22 protein-coding genes and 2 pseudogenes are annotated in these 24,257 nt (G+C 31.1%); 19 read left to right on the forward strand and 5 right to left on the reverse strand.

The features are described from left to right. Positions 1-41: 41 nt before the first annotated feature. The 10 genes from MKZ30_RS04195 (at position 42) to MKZ30_RS04240 (ending at position 8,376) form a co-directional block, all read left to right on the forward strand. Complete coding sequence (locus tag MKZ30_RS04195) at positions 42-551, forward strand: hypothetical protein (RefSeq protein WP_202563106.1); 510 nt, start codon at positions 42-44, stop codon at positions 549-551. Continuing rightward, positions 529-1,752, forward strand: coding sequence for an efflux RND transporter periplasmic adaptor subunit (locus MKZ30_RS04200; RefSeq protein WP_202563108.1), 1,224 nt, complete (start codon positions 529-531; stop codon positions 1,750-1,752). The genes MKZ30_RS04195 and MKZ30_RS04200 overlap by 23 nt, the downstream gene beginning before the upstream one ends. Then, entirely contained in the window at positions 1,749-2,432 is a 684-nt protein-coding gene (locus tag MKZ30_RS04205) for an ABC transporter ATP-binding protein (RefSeq protein ID WP_202563109.1), read from the forward strand. The genes MKZ30_RS04200 and MKZ30_RS04205 overlap by 4 nt, the downstream gene beginning before the upstream one ends. Further along, a complete protein-coding gene (locus MKZ30_RS04210; protein ID WP_202563111.1) occupies positions 2,429-3,628 on the forward strand; it encodes an ABC transporter permease in 1,200 nt (399 codons plus the stop codon). The genes MKZ30_RS04205 and MKZ30_RS04210 overlap by 4 nt, the downstream gene beginning before the upstream one ends. Before the next feature lie 283 nt (positions 3,629-3,911). Next, positions 3,912-4,208, forward strand: a complete 297-nt coding sequence (locus tag MKZ30_RS04215) for a hypothetical protein (protein ID WP_202563113.1) — start codon at positions 3,912-3,914, stop codon at positions 4,206-4,208. 29 nt (positions 4,209-4,237) lie between these two features. Next, complete coding sequence (locus tag MKZ30_RS04220; protein WP_113836570.1) at positions 4,238-4,432, forward strand: CsbD family protein; 195 nt, start codon at positions 4,238-4,240, stop codon at positions 4,430-4,432. Between the two features lie 286 nt (positions 4,433-4,718). After that, a complete protein-coding gene (locus MKZ30_RS04225) occupies positions 4,719-5,537 on the forward strand; it encodes a VanW family protein (protein ID WP_202563607.1) in 819 nt (272 codons plus the stop codon). 414 nt (positions 5,538-5,951) lie between these two features. Continuing rightward, positions 5,952-6,449, forward strand: coding sequence for a hypothetical protein (locus MKZ30_RS04230; protein ID WP_202563115.1), 498 nt, complete (start codon positions 5,952-5,954; stop codon positions 6,447-6,449). Positions 6,450-6,522: 73 nt separating this feature from the next. Beyond that, positions 6,523-7,542: a S41 family peptidase gene (locus MKZ30_RS04235; RefSeq protein WP_202563117.1), complete on the forward strand. Its 1,020-nt coding sequence runs from the start codon at positions 6,523-6,525 to the stop codon at positions 7,540-7,542. A gap of 591 nt (positions 7,543-8,133) precedes the next feature. Continuing rightward, a complete protein-coding gene (locus tag MKZ30_RS04240) occupies positions 8,134-8,376 on the forward strand; it encodes a hypothetical protein (protein WP_202563119.1) in 243 nt (80 codons plus the stop codon). Positions 8,377-8,638: 262 nt separating this feature from the next. On the opposite strand, the pseudogene MKZ30_RS04245 reads toward MKZ30_RS04240, so the two are convergent. Both MKZ30_RS04245 and MKZ30_RS04250 read right to left on the reverse strand, forming a co-directional pair. Next, positions 8,639-9,946: pseudogene (locus MKZ30_RS04245) on the reverse strand (IS4 family transposase). Positions 9,947-10,260: 314 nt separating this feature from the next. After that, positions 10,261-10,452: a hypothetical protein gene (locus MKZ30_RS04250; protein WP_202563121.1), complete on the reverse strand. Its 192-nt coding sequence runs from the start codon at positions 10,450-10,452 to the stop codon at positions 10,261-10,263. Positions 10,453-10,890: 438 nt separating this feature from the next. Between MKZ30_RS04250 and MKZ30_RS04255 the strand changes: the two genes are divergently transcribed. Then, positions 10,891-13,230, forward strand: a complete 2,340-nt coding sequence (locus tag MKZ30_RS04255) for a MucBP domain-containing protein (RefSeq protein ID WP_242696144.1) — start codon at positions 10,891-10,893, stop codon at positions 13,228-13,230. A 408-nt stretch (positions 13,231-13,638) separates the two neighbouring features. On the opposite strand, the pseudogene MKZ30_RS04260 reads toward MKZ30_RS04255, so the two are convergent. Beyond that, a pseudogene (locus MKZ30_RS04260) lies at positions 13,639-14,184 on the reverse strand (IS6 family transposase). Positions 14,185-14,539: 355 nt separating this feature from the next. Between MKZ30_RS04260 and nagA the strand changes: the two are divergent. From nagA to MKZ30_RS04300, 8 genes are all read left to right on the forward strand, one after another. Then, positions 14,540-15,682 carry an N-acetylglucosamine-6-phosphate deacetylase gene (nagA, locus tag MKZ30_RS04265; RefSeq protein WP_207435171.1) on the forward strand — a complete coding sequence of 381 codons (1,143 nt, stop codon included), beginning with the start codon at positions 14,540-14,542 and terminating at the stop codon, positions 15,680-15,682. Continuing rightward, positions 15,669-16,472, forward strand: a complete 804-nt coding sequence (locus MKZ30_RS04270; protein WP_249958790.1) for a serine aminopeptidase domain-containing protein — start codon at positions 15,669-15,671, stop codon at positions 16,470-16,472. Before nagA ends, MKZ30_RS04270 begins: the two co-directional genes overlap by 14 nt. A gap of 17 nt (positions 16,473-16,489) precedes the next feature. Continuing rightward, a complete protein-coding gene (locus tag MKZ30_RS04275) occupies positions 16,490-17,065 on the forward strand; it encodes a TetR/AcrR family transcriptional regulator (protein ID WP_010829170.1) in 576 nt (191 codons plus the stop codon). After that, positions 17,055-18,407, forward strand: coding sequence for a MucBP domain-containing protein (locus MKZ30_RS04280; RefSeq protein ID WP_249958804.1), 1,353 nt, complete (start codon positions 17,055-17,057; stop codon positions 18,405-18,407). Before MKZ30_RS04275 ends, MKZ30_RS04280 begins: the two co-directional genes overlap by 11 nt. An 84-nt stretch (positions 18,408-18,491) precedes the next feature. Further along, positions 18,492-19,802 carry an amidohydrolase family protein gene (locus tag MKZ30_RS04285; RefSeq protein ID WP_202563126.1) on the forward strand — a complete coding sequence of 437 codons (1,311 nt, stop codon included), beginning with the start codon at positions 18,492-18,494 and terminating at the stop codon, positions 19,800-19,802. A 47-nt stretch (positions 19,803-19,849) separates the two neighbouring features. Continuing rightward, entirely contained in the window at positions 19,850-20,101 is a 252-nt protein-coding gene (locus MKZ30_RS04290) for a hypothetical protein (RefSeq protein ID WP_202563128.1), read from the forward strand. 196 nt (positions 20,102-20,297) lie between these two features. Beyond that, a complete protein-coding gene (locus MKZ30_RS04295) occupies positions 20,298-20,741 on the forward strand; it encodes a hypothetical protein (protein ID WP_207435167.1) in 444 nt (147 codons plus the stop codon). Positions 20,742-21,517: 776 nt separating this feature from the next. Then, positions 21,518-21,760, forward strand: a complete 243-nt coding sequence (locus tag MKZ30_RS04300) for a hypothetical protein (RefSeq protein ID WP_202563131.1) — start codon at positions 21,518-21,520, stop codon at positions 21,758-21,760. A 204-nt stretch (positions 21,761-21,964) separates the two neighbouring features. Here MKZ30_RS04300 and MKZ30_RS04305 read toward each other — a convergent pair whose 3' ends face one another. Together MKZ30_RS04305 and MKZ30_RS04310 are read right to left on the reverse strand one after the other, a co-directional pair. Beyond that, a complete protein-coding gene (locus MKZ30_RS04305) occupies positions 21,965-22,561 on the reverse strand; it encodes a recombinase family protein (protein WP_202563132.1) in 597 nt (198 codons plus the stop codon). After that, positions 22,558-24,066 carry a helix-turn-helix domain-containing protein gene (locus MKZ30_RS04310; protein ID WP_207435164.1) on the reverse strand — a complete coding sequence of 503 codons (1,509 nt, stop codon included), beginning with the start codon at positions 24,064-24,066 and terminating at the stop codon, positions 22,558-22,560. Before MKZ30_RS04310 ends, MKZ30_RS04305 begins: the two co-directional genes overlap by 4 nt. Positions 24,067-24,257: the final 191 nt, after the last annotated feature.

The raw sequence follows: 24,257 nt of genomic DNA on the forward strand, positions 1-24,257 counted from the left end.
ATTAGATTTTTTAAGTGATGATAAGAAAGGATTTAAAGTTCATGGACAATTATAAAAAACAAGTAAAAAAAATTAAAGTATGGAATTTAATTGCTCTAGTATTGACTTCAGTTGGAACAATTTTTTCAATTATTGGGCTACCTGCTGCATTAAATCCAGATAAAACACTATACACAGATTTGGGATCAGAGGGGATGAGCATTTATAATCAATTAAGCAGTATGCCAGTAAAAGTGTTTACAGTTTTAAATGTTCTTTTTTCAATTACTTTTGTGATTTTCTTTTTTATTTCACACAGGAAGGTAAAAAAGAATCAAATTCCACTAAAATATCCTTATTATTTAAATTTGGGATGGACTGTCGTGTCCATTATATTTTCTTTGTTAACAACGCCTAGTTTTACAAATACTTCAGAAATGCAATCTATGGGACTAATTATCGGAATTACAATTATTATTTTCATGTTAGTGTTCAAATTACCAGTAATTATGGTTTTAGTCTACTTATTCAAAGTAAATACAGGGGAGAATGATATTGAAAAAGTTAACTAAAAAACAACAAGTTTCTTTAACGATCATAGGCTGTCTTGTTGGAGTACTATTAATCAGCGCGACCCTTATTTATAAATTGAACGCCACTGAACCAAAAGAAGAAGAATCCTATAAAATTATCAAGGTAAAAAAGAGTGATCCCTTGATTTTAAAAGGAATTGTTCAACCTAAAACAACTAGTTATTTAAACTTTGATCAATCCCTTGGGAAAATCGATACTATTTCCGTGAAGAATGGTCAAGAAATAAATGAAAATGATGTAGTGGCTACTTATCAAAATACAACTGTTGAAGATCAAGCGGAAGAACAAACCCAATCTCTAGAAAAGTTGAATCTGGCAGTTACAAATGCTCAAATAAATCTAGATAATGCAACACAAAAACAACAAGAATTAGAAAATCGCTTAACTGTTGCTAAAAACGAACAAACCACCATTGTAAATAAAAAAATGGATGATGAAATGAAAAAAGCCGAAAAAGCTGAAGCTGATAATAAAATTGAAACTATACAACAAGCGTTAGATGCACAAAAAGAGGCAGTTTTACAAGCACAACAAGCGTTAGATGCGGCGAATGTTGATTTATCCAGTGCCAATAATACTATTGAACAAACAAAAAAGAAAATTACCACTACCGTAACAGCACCATTCAAAGGAATTGTCTATATTAATGATAAAGGGAAAGTAGACGCAACAGTACCATATGCGACTATTGTGAGTCCAGAGATAGTTATAAAAGGTTCTGTCACAGAATATGACTATAATAAAGTAAAAGTGGGTCAACCTGTAACGATTAGTCAAATCAATGAAGAAAAAGCAACGGACGGAATAATTACTGAAATTAATGCACTGCCTGAAGATATGGCTGTCAGTCCACAAAATACATCATCAATTAAAAACAGTACAATTTCAACATTCTCCTTTATAGTTAGCCCTAAAGAACCTATTCATTATGGTTATAATGTCCAAATCAGTGTTCCAATGAATAATTTAGAGTTGTCTAAAAAGAATACAGTTAAAGAAAAAAATAATGAGGTATTCGTTTTTATTTACAGAGATGGAAAAGTTGTTAAACAGAAAATAGAAGTAAAAGATGATAATGATAAATACGTAGTAAAGACTGGACTTAAAGAAAATGATTCAATTGTTGAAAAACCAGATACTAGTCTGAAAGATGGCCAAAAAGTGACGGTGAAACAATGATTGAACTCAATAAGATAAATAAATACTATGCAAATGAAGAGGAGTCACTTCATGTATTAAAAGATATTCATTTATCCATCAAAAAAGGGGAAATGATAGCGATCATGGGCCCTTCAGGATCTGGCAAATCGACATTAATTAATCTTTTGGGATTTATCGATCGTAAATTTGAGGGAGAATACTTGTTTGAAGGCAGATCTTTGGTTAATACAGCAGATGACATTCTTTCTAAAGTAAGAAATCAAACAGTAGGTTTTATTTTCCAAAACTTTAGTTTGATTGAGAGTAACACAGTTTATGAAAATGTAGAACTACCTCTTCTTTATAATGGGGTGTCTCCTTTTAAAACGAAGGAAAAAGTTTTTTCCGTATTGGATAGAGTTGGTTTAAAAGGAAAAGAATATAAATATCCAAAGCAGTTGTCTGGTGGCCAACAGCAGCGGGTGGCCATCGCCCGAGCATTGATTAATCACCCTAAGTTTATTATAGCAGATGAACCGACAGGTGCTTTAGATACACACACCTCAGAGGAGATTATGCAGCTTTTTACTACTTTAAATAAAGAAGATGACGTAACGCTTATTATGGTTACGCACAATCCTGAAGTCGTTCCTTATTGTCACCGGTTGATTACTATTAGAGACGGTGCGATTATTGAAGATAAGGAGTTGGTGCAATGAATCTTTATGTAAACATGCGTTCTGCTTGGAAAGCAATTAAAAATAATCGAAAACGTAGTGTATTAACCATGATAGGAATTATTATAGGAATATCGTCTGTTATTACAATTTTAGCTATTGGAAGAGGATTCGAGAAAGACACCGTAAAAAATCTTACTAAGAGTGATTCTAAGAATGTGGAAATTCAATTAAATTTTACACCGAGTGATACGTCCTTATATGATACAAATACAAAATTTTTTCAAGATGTAGACTTATCTACAGTAAGAAATGTAGAAGGGGTAAAAAAAGCTGACTATTCTAAAATTGATGAAGAGCAGATCTACAAAGATTTGTTTATTAGAGGAAATAAAAAAAATAAACAGATTAAACTTATAGATTCTGAAGGAAAAAAAGTTTCTATTGGCAGAAATTTAACAGATCAAGATAGTGGATTATTAAATAAAGTAGCAACAATTGATTCAGTTACAGCCAAAGAGTTATTTAATACACCAGAACGAGCATTGGGTAAAGGGATTGAAATTGAGCAAGAATTATTTAGAGTGGTAGGGGTTTTCCCTGGAGAAGAGCAAGATAATTTGTTTTCCTTGTCAAATACAAATATTGAGATTCCAAAAGATACGTATCACTATTATTTTAAATCAGATAAAAATACTTCCTCTCTAACATTAACCTTAAAAGAAGGAGTTAAACCCGATAAGGTGACTTCAAAAGTAATAAAACAATTAAAAGATAAGGGTAGTTTGAGACATCTGGGAGAATATGAAGTATTAGATACAGCAATGTTGACGAAAGGAATTGGTCAGATTCTCAGTACAATTACTTATTTTATAACAGCTGTAGCAGGAATATCATTGTTTATTGCGGGGGTAGGGGTCATGAATATGATGTACATCTCTGTATCTGAGCGAACAAAAGAAATTGGTATAAGAAGAGCATTAGGAGCTACTCGAAAATCTATTATGTTACAATTCCTTTTAGAAGGTTTAATTTTAACTATTTCAGGAGGAATAATTGGCTATTTATTAGGAATGGTTTTTGCTTATGGCATTGGCTCCTTGATAAAGGTCCACGTATCAGTTGATCTATTTACTATTTTATTAGCAGTTGGCGTCTCTTCAGTTATTGGCTTAGTTTTCTCTGTAATGCCTGCATCAGAAGCAGCAAAAAAAGATTTAATCGATATATTAAGGTAAAGGCCAAAGAATAATTAGACAGGCTGTCACATACTTACAGGGATTACAGCTGTACTTCCCCCTTGGGATGAAATTGACCACCTACTCATGGATGCCTAACGATTAATATAAAAATTGGACTTGACTTTTGTTTTTGAGAACTTTCAAACACAACACTTTTTTAGTGTTTAAGGTAAAAAATCAGACTTTAGACTATTATATTTTTTTATGCATTTGTTTTATAATTAGTTTGTTCCATAAAAAATTAATACACGGAGGTCGATGAAAGTTGTAAAAGATTGTATTGACAATTGCTGCCGGAGTAGCTGTATTCTCATTAGCTGCGTGTGGCGGAAGTAAAGAAAAGAAAACAGAGAATTCTACAGCTACTTCTTCTAAAGTAGAAGAGGCAAAGGAAAAAGGAAGCAGCGCGCTTGATGAAGCGAAAGATAAAACCAGTGATGCTGTTGAAACTGGAAAGACAAAAGCCAGTGAAGCAGTTGAAAAAGGCAAAGAAAAAGTAGAAGAAGGTAAAACAAAAGCTAGTAAAGCCATTGAAGGTGCTAGTAGAGAATTAGAGTCTTCAGATACAAACAACTAACAAAAATAAAATATCAGGAGGAATTAATTATGACAGATAAAGGAACGACAGATAAAATCAAAGGAAAAGCAAAAGAAGTGGCAGGAAATGTGACTGGCGATAATCAGCAAAAAGCAGAAGGCTTCTTAGATCAAACCATTGGCAAAGTAAAAGAAGTCGCTTCTGATGCGAAAGACAAAGTCGAAGATGTTGTTGAGGACGTAAAAGAAAAACTGGATAAATAATACTGTTAAAGACAGACCTACAAAGTTTGTCATTTTTTATATTTTATTTGATTAAATAGATTGTAAAACGTTTGTGTGAATTATTTAGCAGTTACACAGACTAGTAGAAATTATGTGTAAAATTCAAAGAAATCCATAGTTTATTTTGGAAACACTGGTATAACAACTTTCTTTGGGATAAAATTAACATAACTCGTTGTTAATTCTGAAATAATAAGTTTGTGAATATGTTTCAGATAATAGCTTATATTCAAGTAAAAAAATAATTTTGGGGGAATGTATGATAATTAGACGAAAACTATTTTGTGAAGTATCACCATTAACTTATAAAATATCCTATGAATTACATGTTTTCAAGCGGAAAGTACATGATTTAATCACAGGAAATATTGCAACAGAAAAAAGTAAAGAATTACTTCCGCATAAGGTATTTTCCCATAAATCATTGATGAGACGTGGGTTACACAAGGTGCCTATTCAAATAGAAGAGGCAAAAGTTACAAACCTAAGAATCGCTTCTCCGAAGATTAGTAATATAATAATTAAGCCAGGAGAAGTATTTTCTTTTTGGAATTTAATTGGTAGATGTACAGAAAAAGAAGGATACCAAATGGGGCTGATGATACACAATGATGGCGAATTAAAAAAAGGAACAGGTGGGGGACTATGTCAGTTTAGTAACCTAATTCATTGGATGATATTGCACACACCTTTAGAGATTGTAGAAAAACATCATCATGAGCAGATAGATATGTTTCCTGATGCTAAAAGGGAAGTCCCCTTTGGTAGTGGTACATCAATTGTTTTTAATTATCTGGATTACCGATTTAAAAACACTACTAAAAGTACTTATCAATTGGTAACATTCGTAAGTGATAACTACCTTCATGGTGAACTGTATAGTTCTGATATTCAGAATTTAAGATATGAAGTTAAAATAGAACAAGAAAAATTTGTACAAAAAGATGATAAAGTATACCGATGTGGAAAAATATATCAATACTGTTATGATAATAATAATACTTTAATCAATCGAACCTTAATTAAAGTGAACCATGCAGAAGTTCTTTATTCCCCTAACAATATTGATATAGTTGATGAATAAGGAGTTGTTAAAATTTTCAGCTAAAATATTATATTGCTAGTCAATAATTTGATTTAAATTTTTTGTATATTTTGAGTAAATTTTACTTTTAACACTTTTGTTCAATATTACTTTAAATATTAAAATAGGTTTTAATTTAAATTATCAGATAAAAATATGGAAAATCAAGGTCAGAAGCTTAAGATAAGATATGATTTAGGATTTTTGTGTGATTTATTTTAACTGCATATATCATTTAATAAAGTTAACTATGATTTCATGTGGAGATCATTCGTCTAATATGAAAGCGCTGTTTTATGTCGTACTTCGTCTATATTAACAATACTAATAAAAAGAGGATTCATTCAAAGTAAATAATAGGCAAAAAGTCGATAGAATAAGCAATAGTAATCGTTAAAGAAGAGAGAGGCTAATATGGATATAACGGATAAAGAAAAGTTTCAAAAACAGATGGATTTTTTTAAGACACATAATTTCTACCAGTATGTTTATCAATTTCGATGGCTATTTGTGTTTATACCAGTACTTGGTTTTTTTGATCTTATTTTAAGCGATTTTTCTTGGCTGATAATAGTGAAAGGTATATTATTAATGGGAATATTGATCAGTGAATATTATGTTATGTATCGTTTCTTTAAACCAATTGTTCTTGATGAAAAACATGATTTTTCTAGTATTCATCTATTCCTTAACCTTTTTATATGTAATGCCTTATTCATGTTTGTTATGCTAACAAACTTTCATCAAGTTTTTGTAAGAAAAGAATTTATTATTTTTGGTTCATTAATAGGCTCGTTGTTTTTTGGTAGTCTCATGGGTGGAATATTTACGATTTGCTTAAAGGAACAACTAAAAGAGTACCAGAAGCTAGTGAATCAATTTATAGATATAAAGGAAGAAGTACGTTGGTGAAAATAAAATTAGTTAGAACAGCCATGTATAGTGAAATATTGAAGTATATTACTTTTTAAGGACGATGAACAGGATGAGTATCAAAAAATATTTACTTTTTTATATTATTAGCACATGTGTCATTATTTTTGTTGCTCTTATTTTTTTCTTTTTACCTCTAAAATCGATTGATTCTAGAAGCTATGAAGTACTTCATACGATATCTCAATATGGAGTAATTACTAATAAAGATGAGTGGAGAAATATTTTAGAATTAACAAGATACGGTAAAAAAGTAACTAATGTGGATAATTTAAATACATTAGTATATGGTGCTAACAAACATAGTTCTGTAAAACAAATAAGTAGTGACAAAGATATGGAAGATATGGAAACTCTTAAGTTACCAAGTATTTCAAAGTATGAGGATCTTACAATTATTAATATTCCAGGTGTCTATAGCAATGATGATAACTTCTCAATTAAATATGCATCAAAGTTGACAGATTTAATCGAAAATATTTCTGGCAATATTGTTTTAAATTTATCAAATAATTATGGCGGACTGAAAGAACCTATGATTATTGGTGCGAGTTCTTTAATTCCCGATGGTATGCTCTTTAGCAATATTAATAATAAAAAGGAAAAGTATCCTGTTTACTTAAAAAATGGTAAATTATTTGGTGGAATTCCAGGAACGATTAACGAACTGAATCTTTATAAATTATCATTACACAAAAAGAAACTAGGAAAAAAGGTTGCAATTGTAATAAACAATAACACAGCAAGTGCCGCTGAAAGTTTACTTTTAGCGTTAAAGAACAATCCAAATGTAAAAGTTTTTGGTATGCCTTCTGCGGGGTTTACTTCAGTTAACTTAGGACGTTTTTTAACAAATCAAAATTCCGATAATTATTGGTGGTTAGTATACACTGTTGGCTATTATGAGACGATAAAGCCCATAAAGGGCCAATGGTTGTTTAACAATCAACCTGTCCCGCCAGATTATTATGTAGATTTATCGATGTTAGATAGAAATACTCAAGATATTATACAATTTTCTAATAGTCAGAAGCTATTTAAAGAAATAAAAAATTGGATTGATTCTGATTGAGTCGAAGCTACATTTTAATAAAAGTATTTGTTTAAGAATAGGTATTTTGTAATAGATTTAAATATATTTATAGATAATAAAGTTTGGGGTCAAAAACATAAAAGTTTTGACCTCTTTGTTTTATCTTGCTGTACTTGGATTCAATAGTTTTGAAAAATTTGTGTTCAGAATAAATACTTTCCTATATAGGAATTGTTCATATGGTAAAAATCACATATATATCCGATTATATACAAAAAGAAAGCTTTGTATCCTGAGGAATTATATAATGGGGTGTAATTAATGAATTAAGAATTGAATTCATTAAATGAAGAAAGAGGGTGCCACGGCTCAATTGTAATTGCAACCCCTGATGTATCAGTAGAATGGTCAAGTATTATTCTACTTAGTAAAAAAGGAACACACGAGAGAAATAGAACGAAAAAAGCAGCTTTAACCTTTGATACAGTTGGACTAGTTCAAATGGTTAAGGCAAACAGCGAATGAATTAGAATTAGCTCACAAGAAGTAATTAAGGGGAGATAAATAATAAAAAATAGTGTTAAAATAACCTTTGGTGTCCACTAATGAAAAGGGAAGGAAAAGGTTCGTATGCAAATTTATGCTCATGAAAGAGGAAATTCTTATGGATGTATGTACTTTATAAGTTTTCAAGAAGAAGAATTAGTAATAGCGTTGGTATGGGAAGATAATTTTTTTACTTATAACAAGGAAGAGATAGAAAGTAGAATAGACAAGATGATGGATTTGAGTGTTTCAATAAAACTGGCTCTTTATCAATTCATAGAAAAAACAAACTATTTGCTGTATCTATCGTATAAAGAATTACATTAGGACAATGGGAAAAGAGCAATCGACCACTGATTGCTTTTTCATTTTTACCAGATGAATAGCCAGCCGTTTTCCCCCGACTGGCCAAAGAGATAGATTTGTAAAGAAGTGACTTTTGATTCTACGGTGTACCTCAATGTCATTGAGGTAAGGCAAAAAAAGTAAATAATAGTCTCAAGTATATCGCTTTTTTCTTATTAACTTGACTAATTTTATATTTTTGAGCAACACAAAAAAACTATATGGTATAGTCCAATTTATAATGTTAAGAAATACGATATAAAAAACCAACAAATTTCTTTTTGGTTATATTCCGCTGGTCACTCCGATTCTGTCGTATGGGGAGTAGATATCTTCTTATCAAAATTTCTACATTGACGGTTTAATCAAGAAAAAATCTTTTACAAATACCTATAGCTTGTGTGAAATTAAGCTGATAGAACTGCTTTAAAGGAGCTGATAACGCCACTACCTGAACAATTTCCATTGAAAAGTTGTATATAATGAGACGAGCGTAAATTCCACTCAAATAAACTCTAGTCTCTTTGAGTGGAATTGATTTAAACCTAAAGCATATTTTAATTCTCTAAAGGAAGTTTCAATTCCCCAGCGTAAGTGATAAAGTACTTTTAAATCTTCGCTTTTAAAAGTGAAGGAATCAAGATTCGTGACTAAAGATTCATAACTATGCTCACTCAACTTAATCCGAACGACTCTGAAACTAACGGGATAACTATCTTTTGAATCATAAGGGAGATAATCAAAGCTGGCTTTTTTACGCAAAAATTGATAGCTTTTGTCAGCTTTGATTTTATTGGTCTGTCTTCTTGTTAACCTCTTTATCAAATGTTCCTTTTTGAGGTAATCCAAGTCCTTTAAGAAAACCATTACCTTTGGTATCTTTTACTCGAATTACGAATTTTTGACAACTTTTTCTAATATGTTCGTACACGTTAAATAACTCATGACCACGATCTGCAATAATAATTGTCGGCTTTTCAAAAGTAAATTCATCAACCATTTGACACAAGCTGCTCCGTTCATCTAGCTGTCTAATTTTTTGGAAGTTTACCGATGCATAGTATTTATTTAATGGATCATATAAAGCATTGATATGAAAAGATTCTACAGGTTTGTCAAACTTTCCGATGGTGCAGTGAGATTCAGGATCGTTTTCATCATAAGGGATATTAATATCGGATCCATCATGAACCAATAGTTGGTACCCTTTATATTGCTTATTTTGGTTACTTGAAGGAATGGTTCGGTAGAAGAGGTGTTTGAAAGCTTCAATCTTTATTTTACTTCGAGCCTGTATAAATGCGGAAGCATTTGGCGTTTGAAGTGTAAAATCAAAGTAAGAGAGTAATTCACTAGAAAAACTTTGTCCACCGAAAGAGAGAATAATTTTGAGAGTTGTCTCAAAAGATAATTTTCTATTTCGTGAAAAATCAAGCGGAGATTGAGCAAAAATTTCAGGTTGATTTGTAATAAAATGAATATGATGTTCTAAATTTTGTTTAATTTCGTGAGAAGTTTGAAGTGTTTGTGATTTTTTGATATTCTTAGACAATAAGGGAACCTCCAGAATACGTAACGCTATGACGTTTTATTATTATTATTATTAAAATAATTGTATCAAGAGTGTGTCCTTTTACATAGAAAAAAACAGGGAAATTTAAATATTTTTCTGTTTTTTTCTATGTTATTGAATTTTTGGTAAACTGATCTAATTTTATAGTTAGGTGACTAACTTAACAATTCTTTTAGACAAAAACCCTGATTTAATGGTATTAGAAGGAGATTCTTGAACTAATCTATCTAATTCTTCATGAGAGAGATTAATAACAACCATATCCTTAAGGTTTTAGAATAATTTAGCAAACTCTATTTATTACTATTCTTATTTTTTTCCTTATCTTTATTTCTTGCCATGGCCGTAAATCCAAAACTTAACCATGCAAAAAATAACACTAACCATATAGTATTATTAGAGTTCTGTCTAATAAAATAAGTAATTAAACTTAATATTGCTACAATAAAACATAAGTTATGCTTCTGCTTCCAAAAACTTTCCATAAAAATGCCCTCCACATCAAAATGACTACTAACTACAGCTAATTATATTAAAACATAAATAAAGTTAAAAAAAATCATACAAAAGTCCTAAACTATAATTTTATTTTGTTTAAACATAATAATGTTTACCTGGGTATCTCTTAACTTAATGACATTGGAGTATACCTTGTTGGTCTTTTTTATAATCCGATTGTTACTAGGTACGTAGTAGGACAATAAAGTTGGGCATATTTCATTTTTGTAAATTTTTAGTAATTCCTATATTTTATTATTAAAAACTTTTTAATCATACTTGTAGGGACTACACTAATAGCTAGTTTAGTTTTGTGAGTAAATGTACATTAAAGAATTGTTAATTTAGCCCAATATTGTTATAATGTATCAGATAAACAAACTAATACATTTCGGTGGTTTTAAAATCGCTAGAAGGAGATGACAATGAAAAAGAAAGCTTTTTCCTATATATCTTTAGCAAGTTTAATAGTGACGTCTTTTTTGACTCCTATTGTGAATGTTCGAGCAGATGATCAGCAAGAGAGTTTAGAGCAAACAACTAGTGAAGATTCTGAAAAAATGAATAAGGCAAATATAACGTTGGATTCTTCAAGAACGTCAGACAAATCCTCTGATTCTTCGACAGAAGACAAAAATGAATCTACAGAAGAAACAACTACGGAAAACTCTACTAACGGCGCAAAATATTACGGTGAAACTCATGGAAATAATCAAGTCAAAAATGAAGCAACAGGACAAGCTTCTAAAGATCAATCTGAAATCACTATGGCTAATGATACAGAAGATCTTGCAACTTGGATGCCAGATCCAACGCTACAATCCGTGGTTGCTAAATCACTAGGGATAGATGTATCCGAAATCACGAAGGAACAGATGAGCAAGCTTCAGACTCTTTATATATACGCTGCAGATTCCGCTATTGCTGATTTGAGGGGATTAGAATTTGCAATAAATTTATCATCGTTTTATATGAGCGGGCAAAATCAGATTACTGACTTTTCAGTTTTGAAGTCTTTAAATAAGTTAGTTTATGTATATTTAATGGGAGCAAATGTAACCGATGATAATGTACCAAACTTTGGTGACAATGTAACTAGACTAAATCTTAGTTCCGCAAACGTAACCGATGCAGTGTTCTCAAAAATTGTTAATATGAAAGGACTAGAGTCGCTAAGCTTTGAGTCTAATATGAATATTACGACTATTGCACCGTTGACTGCATTGCCAAATTTAACAGAATTAAGAATTCAGACTTGTGGTGTGACAGATTTTACTGTGATAAATGATTTCCCCAAATTATCAAGTCTGGCCGCATATGGTCAAAATACAGGAAGAAATGACGCAGTTACTTCACTATCAGCAAAAGAGTTAAATTATGATTCCAATAATCAATCATTTTTTGTTCCGTTTTCCTTTATGCCTAATCGATTAACAAACTTTGATGGGTATCAGCCTCCTTTTACAACATCAAATAGTACTAGTCAGACATATTTTGATTTGAATGGTGTGCAGATACCTTCTTCAAGATTAACTATTACTGAAGATGGGATTACTGTATCTGGGGTTACTCAAAGTGAATTTGAAAATATTGAAACAATGGAATACAATGCTTTTTATAATAATCCAGCTGGGTCATATGCACAACCGGATGGTTATAGTTTTTATGCCATTTCATCAGGAACCTACTTGCACCAATTTTCGATCAATCATCAAGAAGCCGCTGCAGATGTTACGGTGAATTATATTGATACGGACGGGAATGAATTGAAACCTTCTCAAAAGATTAGTGGCAATATTGGTGAATCTTTTGATGCAACAACGCCGGATTATAGGCTAGAAATAGAGGGATATACTCTAAAAGAAGTTCGAGGCAATCCTACGGGTAAGTTCACAGACCAACCTCAAACGGTTACTTATGTATACGTGAAGAATCCAGTAAAAGCAGCAGAAGTGACAACTAAATATGTTGATACAGAAGGTAATAAGATTTCAGATGAAGTAGTGAAAACGGGTAATATTGGAGATGACTACACCACTGAACAAAAAGCGATTGATGGCTATACTTTCAAAGAAGTTCGAGGCAATCCTACGGGTAAGTTCACAGATCAACCTCAAACGGTTACTTATGTATACATGAAGAATCCAGTAAAAGCAGCAGAAGTGACAACTAAATATGTTGATACAGAAGGTAATAAGATTTCAGATGAAGTAGTGAAAACGGGTAATATTGGAGATGACTACACCACTGAACAAAAAGCGATTGATGGCTATACTTTCAAAGAAGTTCGAGGCAATCCTACGGGTAAGTTCACAGATCAACCTCAAACGGTTACTTATGTATACGTGAAGAACCCAGTAAAAACAGCAGAAGTGACAGCCAAATATGTTGATACAAATGGAAACAAGATTTCAGATGAAGTAGTGAAATTTGGTAATGTTGGAGATTGCTACACCACTGAACAAAAAGTGATTGATGGTTATACTTTCAAAGAAGCTCAAGGAAATCCTGTGGGTAAGTTTACAGACCAAGTTCAGACAGTAACTTATGTGTATATGAGAGATAAAATTAATCCTAGCCCAAAATCAGATAATAAATCTAATCATATAAAAACATATTCACCATCACAATATACTTTGCCCGAAACTGGTGAAAATAAAAGGCTAACGTTGATAAGTATTGGGACAGGTACAGTGCTTCTAGTACTTGTTTTTATAACTTCTGTTTTACGTTTTCGAAAGCAAAAGAATAATTATCATGAATAGTTAGACAAAATCATAATTGAAAAATTTCTAACTTATTTGATTCTTTATAAAATAATGTTTATAAAGAGAAATTGTAGAATCACGTCAAAACCAGAGGAGAAAATCCTCTGTTTTTTTTATTTGGTTTGTATTGCTTGTCTTTTAATAATCTTAGATACTAACATGACTATTCATACGTTGCCTTGGGGGCAAAATGGGTATAAGGATATTGGAAGAGCTAATAGCTATGCAAATAACTATGCAAGTATTACTCAACATGCAGGTTCTTATTTTTATAGTTCAGACTTAAGAGGTTGAACTATAAAAGAAGAGTTTGAGTAAAAATTAATTTTTGATAATCATAAAAATCTACGACAGTGCCAACGGGGGAATCCTTGTTGTTTTTTTATATTCCGTTTTGACTGATTTTTAAATTGGAGTATCTAACAATACCATGATTTCAGTATAAACTGAAAAGCCGAAGAGATGTTCTCTTTTCGACTTTTATCGTATATTTCTCGAATCGTTGTTATGTCTTCATATAGAGACCATATTTTTGTAGTTTTTAAGCGAACTACGGATAGATGGCGCTTTATCCGTTACGAGAATTTTTGGCTTGCCAAATTGTTTCTCTAATAGTTTAAAAAAAGCACAGACTGTTTGTGTATCCTGTTTTTTGAACAATCTAATATCCTACGTTAAGCCATCGGCATCGCTGGCGCGATACAATTAATATCACTTTCCTTTGATTCTGATATAGGTTTGGTCCATATTCTGCGAATAAAAAGACTGTTTATTATTCTTTTTTCATAAGTAATAGAAAATCTTATCGTACCCTTTTACCCAATGATAAATGGTTGTATGAGAGACATGAATTACAAGTTTATAAAGAATTTATTGAACTTCAATATAGCCGAGGTTATAGCGAAGATAGTAGTCTACGGTTAAAACAATCACATCTTTTTGAAATTGTATGTCCTTAAAGTGAACCTTTTAGAAAAATTTGCATCAGAACTGGTCGGTCCATCATTCTAAGATTATACAAATTACTGGACCTTTGTACCAAATGAAGAGCTATAGTTAAACAAAGATAAAAAACAAATAATAGGACCAATTACCTACATTTTCAAAGGCCCAAAACTAGCATTTTTATGTGGACCTTGAAATATGATATAAGATTATTGTATAAGAAGAACAAAGACTAAACGATACTATCTCTGTATAAGTATATTTTGGTTGACGTATCATTAAAAATATCGTATAGTGAATGAACATTCATTCACTATACGATATTTAATATAAATTGATATAGTGAAAAGGAGGAAATGCTATGTACATATATGCAGAAAAAATTTTTTTCCAAGGGAAAATGGTTGGGCCGGCTTATTTAGAAATAAATAATGGCAAATTCGGAAAAATTAAAAAAGAAGTGTGTGAAGATGACTACATTATTGACTATAAAGATTTTTACGTGTTGCCGGGCTTAGTAGATACGCATATCCATGGATATAATGGGTTAGATATAATGGATGACACACACACCAATATTGTTCTACTGAGTAAAAAACTGTTAGAAGTAGGGGTTACCACATTCATACCAACTTTAATGTCAACTAGTAAGAATAAAATGGAAAATGTTATTCACGATATTTACAAAGCAAAAAGAGACATTAAAGGAGCGAAAGTTCCAGGTGTTTTTTTAGAAGGACCGTTCTTCTCTGAAAAGTATAAAGGAGCTCAAAATAACGAGTATTTTAACCATCCGTATACATCATATTTTGAAAATCTTACAAAAGATGAAATTGGGTTAATCAAAAAAATAGCTATTGCTCCTGAATTAAAGTATACAGAAGCATTTATTGATTATTGTTTAGACAATAATATTGTTGTTGGATTAGGACATAGTGATGCAAATTTTATAGAAGCAGACAAGGCGTTTGCTCAAGGAGCTAAAATAGGTATTCATACATTTAACGGAATGAGAAAGTTCAACTCGAAAGACCCAGGATTATTAGAAGCAATAATGATTAATGATAACGTATATGCTGAATTGATTTGTGATGGATATCATATTCATCACAATGTTCTGAAACTGTTTAAAAAGATTAAGCCGAAAGATAAAATAGTTCTTGTTTCAGATAATACAAAGTTAGCTGGTCTTCCAGATGGAACATATGATATAGAAGGCATTTCGGTTCAAATTTCAGGAGGAATATGTAGAACTTCTGATGGGAATCTCGCCGGAAGCACAACCACCTTATTAAAATCTTTAAAAAATATTGTTGAATGGAAGATATTTAGCTTAGAAGAGGCAATTCCTTTAGTTACCTCTATTCCAGCTAAAAGTGTAAATATTGATAATTTTTATGGAACGATTACAGAAAATAGATCTGCAGATTTCATCATAGTGGATAAGCAATTAAATTTAGAAAATGTATTTATAAATGGAGATCTAGCATATGAAAAAAAATAGTCTGATAGAAAATTTATATTATACAGGAAACCCCAATTCTGACATCGTGTTTGTGATGGTTCACGGGGGGCCTGGAGCAGGAGTTGTACATTTAAGAAATATGGAAGGAATTAAAGAAATAGAAAGGTACTATCAATTTGCGTATTATGACCAATGTATCGTAAGTTTTGCTCAAAAAAAAATTGCTAAAAACCAGTTGGTGGATGAGCTTAGTATAGTGATTGATAGTGTTTTTGCAAGGTTCCCAGACAAAAAAATCATATTATTTGCTGCTAGTTTCGGATGTTTGATTTCTTTATTAGCAATTGAAGATAAAAATGTTACAAAAAATCTTTCTGGACTTATAATGTGTTCTCCGTTTGTTTATAAGAATAAAAAAGAAGGTCTTAATAAATTTAACTTAATGGTAAAAGAGTTCTCTGGGAATAGTATTTTTAAAAATTTTATCTCAAATCATTTATCATTAAGAAACTTTGACTCTATCCCGCTAAAAATAATATATAAATTTTTAGGAAAAAAAGGTTATCAACCTAGGCATATTGCTCAAGTTTCGGATTGGATGTTTGAACAAGAATTGAGCACTTGCCTTAGAAATGAGAAGATACCTATTTTAATTATTCAAGGAGATATGGATAAGTTTAGTGTAATAAGTGATGTGGAGCCTTATTTGAATGATGAAAATTTAGATACTACTTATGAAAGAGTTCCTAAATGTGGACATGACGTACCTAAGGATAATCCAATAGACTTTGAGTTATCAATAACCCAGTTTATTGATGAAAAAATATAATTATTAGGAGAGAATGTATGAATAGAAATGAGAATATAAAGCCCAAAGTATTGAATGAAGCTAAGGTGTTGTTTTTAAAATTTGGTTACGAAGGAACAAAAGTTCCTCAAATAGCTGATAGTGCAGGTATTAGCGTGGGAAATATATATCGTTATTTTAAAAATAAAGAAGATATTATCAATGAATTATATATAAATTCTGCAGAGGAACTGATAGAAAGTGTACAACCGATAATTAAATATATAGATTTTATGGATTTTAGAGAAATTCATAAGGAATTATTTAAAAGAATCGTGCTATTTTCAATAGAGAATAGAGATACTATGAGATTTTTGCTAAGACATCATGAAAATTACTATATAAGTGATGAAAATAAGCAATATATGCTAAATGGTCTGTTACCAGTCTTTCATAGAATTTTTAAAGAGATTGAGAATGAAGCAATCAAAAAGTGGCCGGTTGAATATATAGTATCAGTTTTTATTGGGACGGTAGCACATTTAATAGAATGGGTAGATTTGAAGGATGTTAATGAAGATTTTTTTACGAAGTTAGAACAAAAACAATGGGAGACAATAAGTGATGAAATTTAATAGCTTAAATAAAAAAATTATGTCAGGTTTTTTAATAGTTTTTGGTGCAGGATTGCTATCAGTAGAAGAATCATTTGCTGATGAGTTACGGGGAAATTCTGAAGAAATTGTAATTGGACAAAGATACAATGGATATATAAAAAGTAGCGTAGTTGTTAAAAACGAAAATGAATATTACCTTGAAATTGAACCTACTTTTGAGCCTAATGCTCAAGAAGGGGTATTGTCAGAACCGATTGAATTTGAAGAGGAACAAGTGATATCCATACCCTCAAAGGATATCGATCCAAATTCACTGAATGAACTGAAAAATATGACTTCAAATGAATATATGGATATTGAAGTGACTGATGGCGTTATAAATCTAAACGGTATTAGGGAAAGCGGTATAGATTTTAAAATATTTCATGTTAGTAGCGATATTACAAATAATGTAAAGATTGAAATTAAACTTTCTAAAGAATATGTTGCAGATGAAATAGTACCGTTTGAAGGCGATCCTCTTGTTTCAGTTTTATATCATGTTAAGAACGTGGAAATGAATTTGAACTATTTTGATGAAATCGGGGTGGGAGTTTTCCCATCAGATGATACGGCGCTGAAGGCGGAACTAGATATTACAGGATTTCAAAAAGCTGTTAATAGTATATCGCCCGTAGATATGGATAGTTTTGAGGTACACATGAATAATTCTGGAATAAAAGAGTCTTATTTAAATTCGTTAGGATACAATAAAACTCAGTATGAAGGATATGATTTTGTAGGATATAAAAGATATATATCAGTTGAAGCAGACGGTGTAAAACAGTACAAAGAAGTGCCTTTAGATACTCCGTTAAACAATCTGCTTGTAGGAAATTATATTGTGGGAGTATATCAAAAAAAAGTTGAGAATGAAAAGCAAATACACATTAGATATGTAGATGAAGACGGGCAAGAAGTATCTCCAAACGAAACGCTACAAGGCAAGTTAGGAGAGCCGTACAATACAAGTGCTAAAGAAATACCAGAATGGAAGCTAAAAGATATACCTAAAAATGCTACAGGTATTTTTACAGAGAGTATGCAAGAAGTAGTCTATGTATATGAAAGAGAAAAATCTTTGGTAACGAAAATCGATTACACATTTAGTAGCTATGGAGATGAAACGATAGAAGAAAAAACGTTTCAAGTAAACACGAACAATCTAATATATAACAATGGTATGCACACACTAACAAATAAATCTTTAGGTAAGAAATTACCACAAACTGGTGAGAATAAGAAAAATAAATATTTATCTATATTAGGATTAGTAGTTATTTCTTTTTCGGGTATTGTTTTAATAAAAAAATTTAATTAAAAAGATACAGCGGACCAGGTATTTAATATTGCTAAATATTTTGAAGCGCAGGGCACTACAAAAATTCAATAATTGGAGAAGCGTATGAAAAAGACACTATTGAAAAATGGCTTAGTTATAGATTTAAATAGAAATGTTCCCTTAAAGAAAAACATTCTCATAGATACAGAAGGAAATATTGAAAAAATTACAGAGGAATTAATAGTGTGTGATTCATCTATAAATATAGTTGATTGTGAAGGTAAGTATGTGTTACCTGGGTTAATAAACGCCCATGCTCACTTATTCTCAACTGGAAAACCTTTTAATTCTCCAGGATATGATAGTGCTAAAACGATACTCTATAAGATTCTTGGAACGTCGCTTGGACGATTGTTATTGAGAATTAGAATGCATAAGCATGCTTATACACAGCTCCAGTCAGGTATTACTACTATTCGAACTCTAGGTGAATTTTTTTATCAAGACGTGAAACTAAGTAATAGATATAAAAAAGATAAATTAGGGCCAGATATATTTACAGCAGGTTACTTTTTGACAATTACCGGAGGACACGGAGCACCGTATCTTGCTTTGGAAGGGGACTCTCCTTGGGAGCACAGGAAAAACGTGCGCAAAAATCTACACAACGGAGTCGACTGGATTAAAATCTGTGTAACGGGCGGGGTGACAGATGCCGAAAAGGTTGGTGAAGCCGGAGAACTACAGTTAACACTAGAAGAAATTAGCGCAATATGTGAAGAGGCGCATAGAGTTGGGAGATTAGTAGCTGCTCATGCCGAAAGTACCGAAGGAGTTCGACTCGCATTGATGGGTGGCGTTGACTCAGTAGAACACGGTGCGCCTATGGACGAACATATTATATCTCTATATAAAAATAATCCAAATTCTTACAGAGGGTATACAGTATTGGTTCCAACATTTCAAGCTGTTGCACCTATAGCTTTGCTTAATTTAGAAAAGACGAGTGTTTCAGATGTTGTTTACAGTAACGGAAAAACTATTTATGAGGACATGGTTCAAAGTTTTTTACAAGCTATAGAAAACAATATACAGCTAGCTATAGGTAACGACTCATCAATGTCTTATGTCACTCATTACGATTTTTGGAGAGAATTAGATTACTTTGTTTTATACGGGAAAATGAATCCTATAGAAGTTTTAAAAATTGCTACCCAAAACAATGCCAAGCTGCTTGGCATTGAGACAAAATGTGGTTGTATTAAGGAAGGGTTTACTGCAGATATAATTATTTTATCTGAAAACCCATTGGAAAATATTAGAAATCTTGAAAATATTGACATGGTTTTCAAAAGAGGAAGACTTGTAAAGAAAAAGAAAGTTAAAAAATATCATGAAATTGATTCATTATTATGTGAAATTTTACCACGATAAAGCTTTATAAGCTAAGAAAAAATTTTTAGCCTAGAAAGGAGTTTTAAATGAGCAAATGTTTAGATTATTTAGAAAAATATTTAATGGGGCATCCGGGTAAAATAGTATCTTTAGAAAAACTTAAATCATTATATGCAGATGATTTTGGAGAAAATTTAAATAGAAAAGATCAGATAGTTTTGATATCAGAATTGAAATATTCAACAACAGTGAAAGTAATTAATATTTTTGAAAAGGGTGTAAATAAAACAGCTTTTTGTATGCATGAAAAAAATTTCTTAAATAGTGAGGGTAATTAAATAGAAAGCATGCTAAATTTCATAAATATATGAAACCAAAGTGAAAAGTGTTTATGGAGTTGGACAATTAAAACGATACTTGATAGTACCCTTGGAATATTCATTTGAGAAACTTAAACAGTCATTTATTTAATAAAGCACTATGTACACTAACGGGTTAAATAACAAAATAACATTTCAAGAGGTGGAGAGCAAGGTGAAAATAGTCTTTAAAATGTTTAGGATACTAGGGGTTTTAATTATGGTTGCCGGTTTTGGTTATACGCTATATATATTTCAGCAGGATATGAGCAAATGGTCTAATATGGATACTCTTGCTATAGCTATAACTGTAAGTATTGGCTTAGAGGTTGTTGGTATTTTGGGAGAATTTTTATATAACGGAATGTCAAGAAAGAGAATTCAAAAGAATGGTGTAGATACAGTAGGCAAAATTATATCTGCACGACAAACAGGAACTTACGTGAATGAGCAACCAGAAATTGAACTGACACTTTCTTACAAGGTTAATGGGAAAGATATGACAGGTGTAACGAAATCAATTATCTCGTTATTAGATCTTTCTAAAATAACAGAAGGAACTGAATTGGTTATTAAATATTTACCAGATGAGCCAGAGAAAATTGTTATTAAAAAATAAGTGATGTTAATATGGGTACCCTTAGTTTTTTGTACTAAATTATCGACAGTGAACGAATTCAAAATGACAGGAGGGAACAGTAATGGAAAAGAAACAGAACTACAAAAAATGGTATTTTTGGGTCATCGTTATAGCGATGATTGCTGTTTTTTGGTATATCACTAAATAAGAAAACAAATTTTTGGGTTGCGTATAGTCTTATGGATAATTTACCTGAAATAAATTACAGTAACAGAAGTATGATATTTGTTTTCTTAAGAAAAGCAAGTTGCTAAAGCTGTTATTTTTTCGTATGAAAAAGATTAAAATGTATATAAATTTAGGTTTATTACAAGAGAAAAAATTATATGATGGAATATTTGGTAGGAGAGATGAAAGATTGTGTTGTAAGTTTTAATATATATCGATTTTAACTAAAAATTCAAATTCTGAAAATTAAAAAAATTTATTTAGAGGTGTTTTTATTTTTGAAATGGACTGAATTTTTGTCAAAATACTTGAAAAGTAAAGCTTACAACACACCTTAAATATTAAGTTGGTAAGTAAACTTGTTGAGGCGTTCTATTTTAGTATTTTCTTATATATCCTTGTCTAATTATCAACTGAATTATTTAGAAACGGCATTCACTCAGCCCAAATATACTGTTGTATTACGGTGATTGAGCAATGACTTTGAGTATTGCGGAAATGGTGTTCCTAAAGAAAATTTTTAGGTAATATGAAAACCGTCGTTAATTGAATTAAAAGTCAATTTACACAAAGGAGTTACAATTTTAATGCTAATTTACGCACACGAAAGAGGAAATTCTTATGGACGTATGTACTTTATAAGTTTTCATGAAGAAGAATTAGTAATAGCGTTGGTATGGGAAGATAATTTTTTTACTTATAACAAGGAAGAGATAGAAAGTAGAATAGACAAGATGATGGATTTGAGTGTTTCAATAAAACTGGCTCTTTATCAATTCATAGAAAAAACAAACTATTTGCTGTATCTATCGTGCAAAGAATTACATTAGGACAATGGGAAAAAAGCAATCGACCACTGATTGCTTTTTCATTTTTACCAGATAAATAGCCAGCCGTTTTCCGCCGACTGGTCAAAGAGATAGATTTGTAAAGAAGTGAGACTTTTGCTTCTTATGCAACATTTATAACATAAAAGTAAAGAAGATGCCAATAATACTTTACTAACTTTCCAATACCCAGGGGGAGATATAGATCTATTTAATCCTAGTATCTTGTTTCTCTTTAGTGGGTCTGAGAGGCACATTTCTAGTTTTTAAATAGCGGTACACAGTAGGACGAGAAATATCGTTTTCTGTGGCAATCTGTGTAATTGACTTATCAGTGTATAGGTATTGATCAATTACTTGCTCAATATTTTTGTTTCTTACAGGTCTACCTAAAGTAACACCTTTTTCTTTCGCAGCTTGTAATCCAGAAATAACTCGCTCTCTAATTAAATCAGCTTCCATTTCTGCGAAAGCACTCATAATAGTAAAAAAAAATTTTCCTATTGATGTACTTGTATCAATATTGTTTTGAATGCTAATGAAATTAATCTGATTCTCATTGAAGAACTCCATTAAGGAAAGTAAGTGCTTTGTTCCTCGAGAAAGTCGGTCTAATTTGAATATAACAAATGTATCTCCTGGTGAAAGACTTTCTAAAGCCTGAGATAACTGGGAACGATTGTTCAGGCGTCCACTTTCGTGTTCTTTAAAAATGATATCACAACCAAAACTTTCTAACGCATAGATTTGCGAATCAAGTTGTTGATGGGTGGTACTAACTCTAGCATAACCAACTATTTTCATTCATAATCCCTTTCTTGTATAGTCATTTTAGTTAAAATCAATTGATTTATTTTTTGCAATAAAAGCGACCATTGGTCTTCTTTTAAAATGGTATTGAAAGAAAAAATTTCTGTGTCAATATCTTGACCAAAATTTAGCGAATCGGTTACAACTAAATCTGCTTGTTCAAAGTATGGGACAAACAAGACAGTTTTAGAATTATATATTGTCTCTAAACGTGTCCGAATAAGATCTTGAGCTGTAAGGGCATTTGTTATATATAAAAAGATACGTACAACTGGAGGTCTCTCAATTTGTAAAATAGTGTAAATTAAGCCATAAAAGTATTGTTGCAATTTATAATTGTTTAGTAATTCTTCATGGCATTCTTCTGATAGGAAGCATTGAAAAACCTGCACTATTTCTTTAATATATTTTTTTTCAAAAAGTAAAGAATATTCTAAAGGTGGGAATACAAGTTTTTCAAATAAAATAGTAGTTTCTTGCATAAGGTCATAAAAACCTTCTAGAACGGTTAAGTAATATGCAAGTAAATATTTTTTTTCTTCTTCATAGTCCAATTGAAAATGGTCTATGATTTTATAAGAAAGTGTCCTTGAAAAAGTAATGTCAGTAGTGGCATTTAGAAATGTCTCGCCCAAAACAATTTTGACTTCTTTCGGAATGACCTGCGGGGCACAAATATGTGTAAAAAAAATGAAGTATTCTTCTATAGCAGCTTGATTTAAACTATTATGAAAATAAATGTTTTGACTTTTCAAATGTGGAATAAAATTATACGTTTCTTTCATGTGAGCGATAATCCAAGCACTTTTTTTACTTAGTGCAGGCACACGAACCTTATGACTTTTTCGACTGTTTAGAATAGTGAGCATAATATGAAGTGACTGCCGGTAATCAATAGAATCAGGAAAGTCTTTACTTTTGTAAGGCCAAGGGATAGATTGGTAAGTGTCATTCATAATTACATAAAAAAATAAGCGAATAGAAAGTTCATTTCCTTTTAATTCGTAGACTTTTTTTTCTTCGGATATCTGAAACTGAAAGGGCTGAAAAAAAGCGTTCATTCTATTTATTATCTTTCGAACATAAGAAGGAGATACAAATAGATAATTAGCTATGGCCTCAATAGAGGGTGTTTGTTTCTGTAAAAGTAAGTGCAATAACTTAAATTCATTTGTGTGTTCCAAATAAGCAAGTTTTAAAGCATAGAATAAGTGTAAAATGTCATTTGGTGTGTGAGGTGTAATAGTAATTTCACCACTAAATCCTACTTGAATATTTAGTGGTGAATCTAAGTGATAAACTATGTCGTCTTTTAATTCCTTTAGTAAATCTTTTGTATATCTTTTTGATTGGTTCAATTTTAACGCTAAACTATCTGTAGTCCAATTTGGATGACTTAGTAAGTAAAGAATTAACAACTTATCTTTCGTTTTTTTGCGTAGTAAAATAACAACACCCCTCTCATTTTCAATCCAATTTACGTATAGATCTGTACGCAAATTGGATTGTTTTATTTATTTATAATAGTATACTACTAATGTTTTTTTATGTAAAATATACTAATGTAAACGTTACATTATGTCAATGAAAAATAACAATATACCAATTGTTGATGCGAAAGAGATTTCATACAATGAAATCTTCTTTTTTTGCTTAAAAAAGAATGTACATATACATTTGTTTACTTTAC

The sequence above is a fragment of the Enterococcus sp. LX10 genome, assembly GCF_023539285.1.
Lineage (GTDB): Bacteria > Bacillota > Bacilli > Lactobacillales > Enterococcaceae > Enterococcus > Enterococcus faecalis.

What these genes read in the sequence shown, in the direction of transcription:
- MKZ30_RS04195 (WP_202563106.1), top strand. Translation starts at nt 42, where the DNA reads ATGGACAATTATAAAAAACAAGTAAAAAAAATTAAAGTATGGAATTTA.
- MKZ30_RS04200 (WP_202563108.1), top strand. Translation starts at nt 529, where the DNA reads ATGATATTGAAAAAGTTAACTAAAAAACAACAAGTTTCTTTAACGATC.
- MKZ30_RS04205 (WP_202563109.1), top strand. Translation starts at nt 1,749, where the DNA reads ATGATTGAACTCAATAAGATAAATAAATACTATGCAAATGAAGAGGAG.
- MKZ30_RS04210 (WP_202563111.1), top strand. Translation starts at nt 2,429, where the DNA reads ATGAATCTTTATGTAAACATGCGTTCTGCTTGGAAAGCAATTAAAAAT.
- MKZ30_RS04220 (WP_113836570.1), top strand. Translation starts at nt 4,238, where the DNA reads ATGACAGATAAAGGAACGACAGATAAAATCAAAGGAAAAGCAAAAGAA.
- MKZ30_RS04230 (WP_202563115.1), top strand. Translation starts at nt 5,952, where the DNA reads ATGGATATAACGGATAAAGAAAAGTTTCAAAAACAGATGGATTTTTTT.
- MKZ30_RS04235 (WP_202563117.1), top strand. Translation starts at nt 6,523, where the DNA reads ATGAGTATCAAAAAATATTTACTTTTTTATATTATTAGCACATGTGTC.
- MKZ30_RS04240 (WP_202563119.1), top strand. Translation starts at nt 8,134, where the DNA reads ATGCAAATTTATGCTCATGAAAGAGGAAATTCTTATGGATGTATGTAC.
- MKZ30_RS04250 (WP_202563121.1), bottom strand. Translation starts at nt 10,452, where the DNA reads ATGGAAAGTTTTTGGAAGCAGAAGCATAACTTATGTTTTATTGTAGCA.
- MKZ30_RS04255 (WP_242696144.1), top strand. Translation starts at nt 10,891, where the DNA reads ATGAAAAAGAAAGCTTTTTCCTATATATCTTTAGCAAGTTTAATAGTG.
- nagA (WP_207435171.1), top strand. Translation starts at nt 14,540, where the DNA reads ATGTACATATATGCAGAAAAAATTTTTTTCCAAGGGAAAATGGTTGGG.
- MKZ30_RS04270 (WP_249958790.1), top strand. Translation starts at nt 15,669, where the DNA reads ATGAAAAAAAATAGTCTGATAGAAAATTTATATTATACAGGAAACCCC.
- MKZ30_RS04275 (WP_010829170.1), top strand. Translation starts at nt 16,490, where the DNA reads ATGAATAGAAATGAGAATATAAAGCCCAAAGTATTGAATGAAGCTAAG.
- MKZ30_RS04280 (WP_249958804.1), top strand. Translation starts at nt 17,055, where the DNA reads ATGAAATTTAATAGCTTAAATAAAAAAATTATGTCAGGTTTTTTAATA.
- MKZ30_RS04285 (WP_202563126.1), top strand. Translation starts at nt 18,492, where the DNA reads ATGAAAAAGACACTATTGAAAAATGGCTTAGTTATAGATTTAAATAGA.
- MKZ30_RS04290 (WP_202563128.1), top strand. Translation starts at nt 19,850, where the DNA reads ATGAGCAAATGTTTAGATTATTTAGAAAAATATTTAATGGGGCATCCG.
- MKZ30_RS04300 (WP_202563131.1), top strand. Translation starts at nt 21,518, where the DNA reads ATGCTAATTTACGCACACGAAAGAGGAAATTCTTATGGACGTATGTAC.
- MKZ30_RS04305 (WP_202563132.1), bottom strand. Translation starts at nt 22,561, where the DNA reads ATGAAAATAGTTGGTTATGCTAGAGTTAGTACCACCCATCAACAACTT.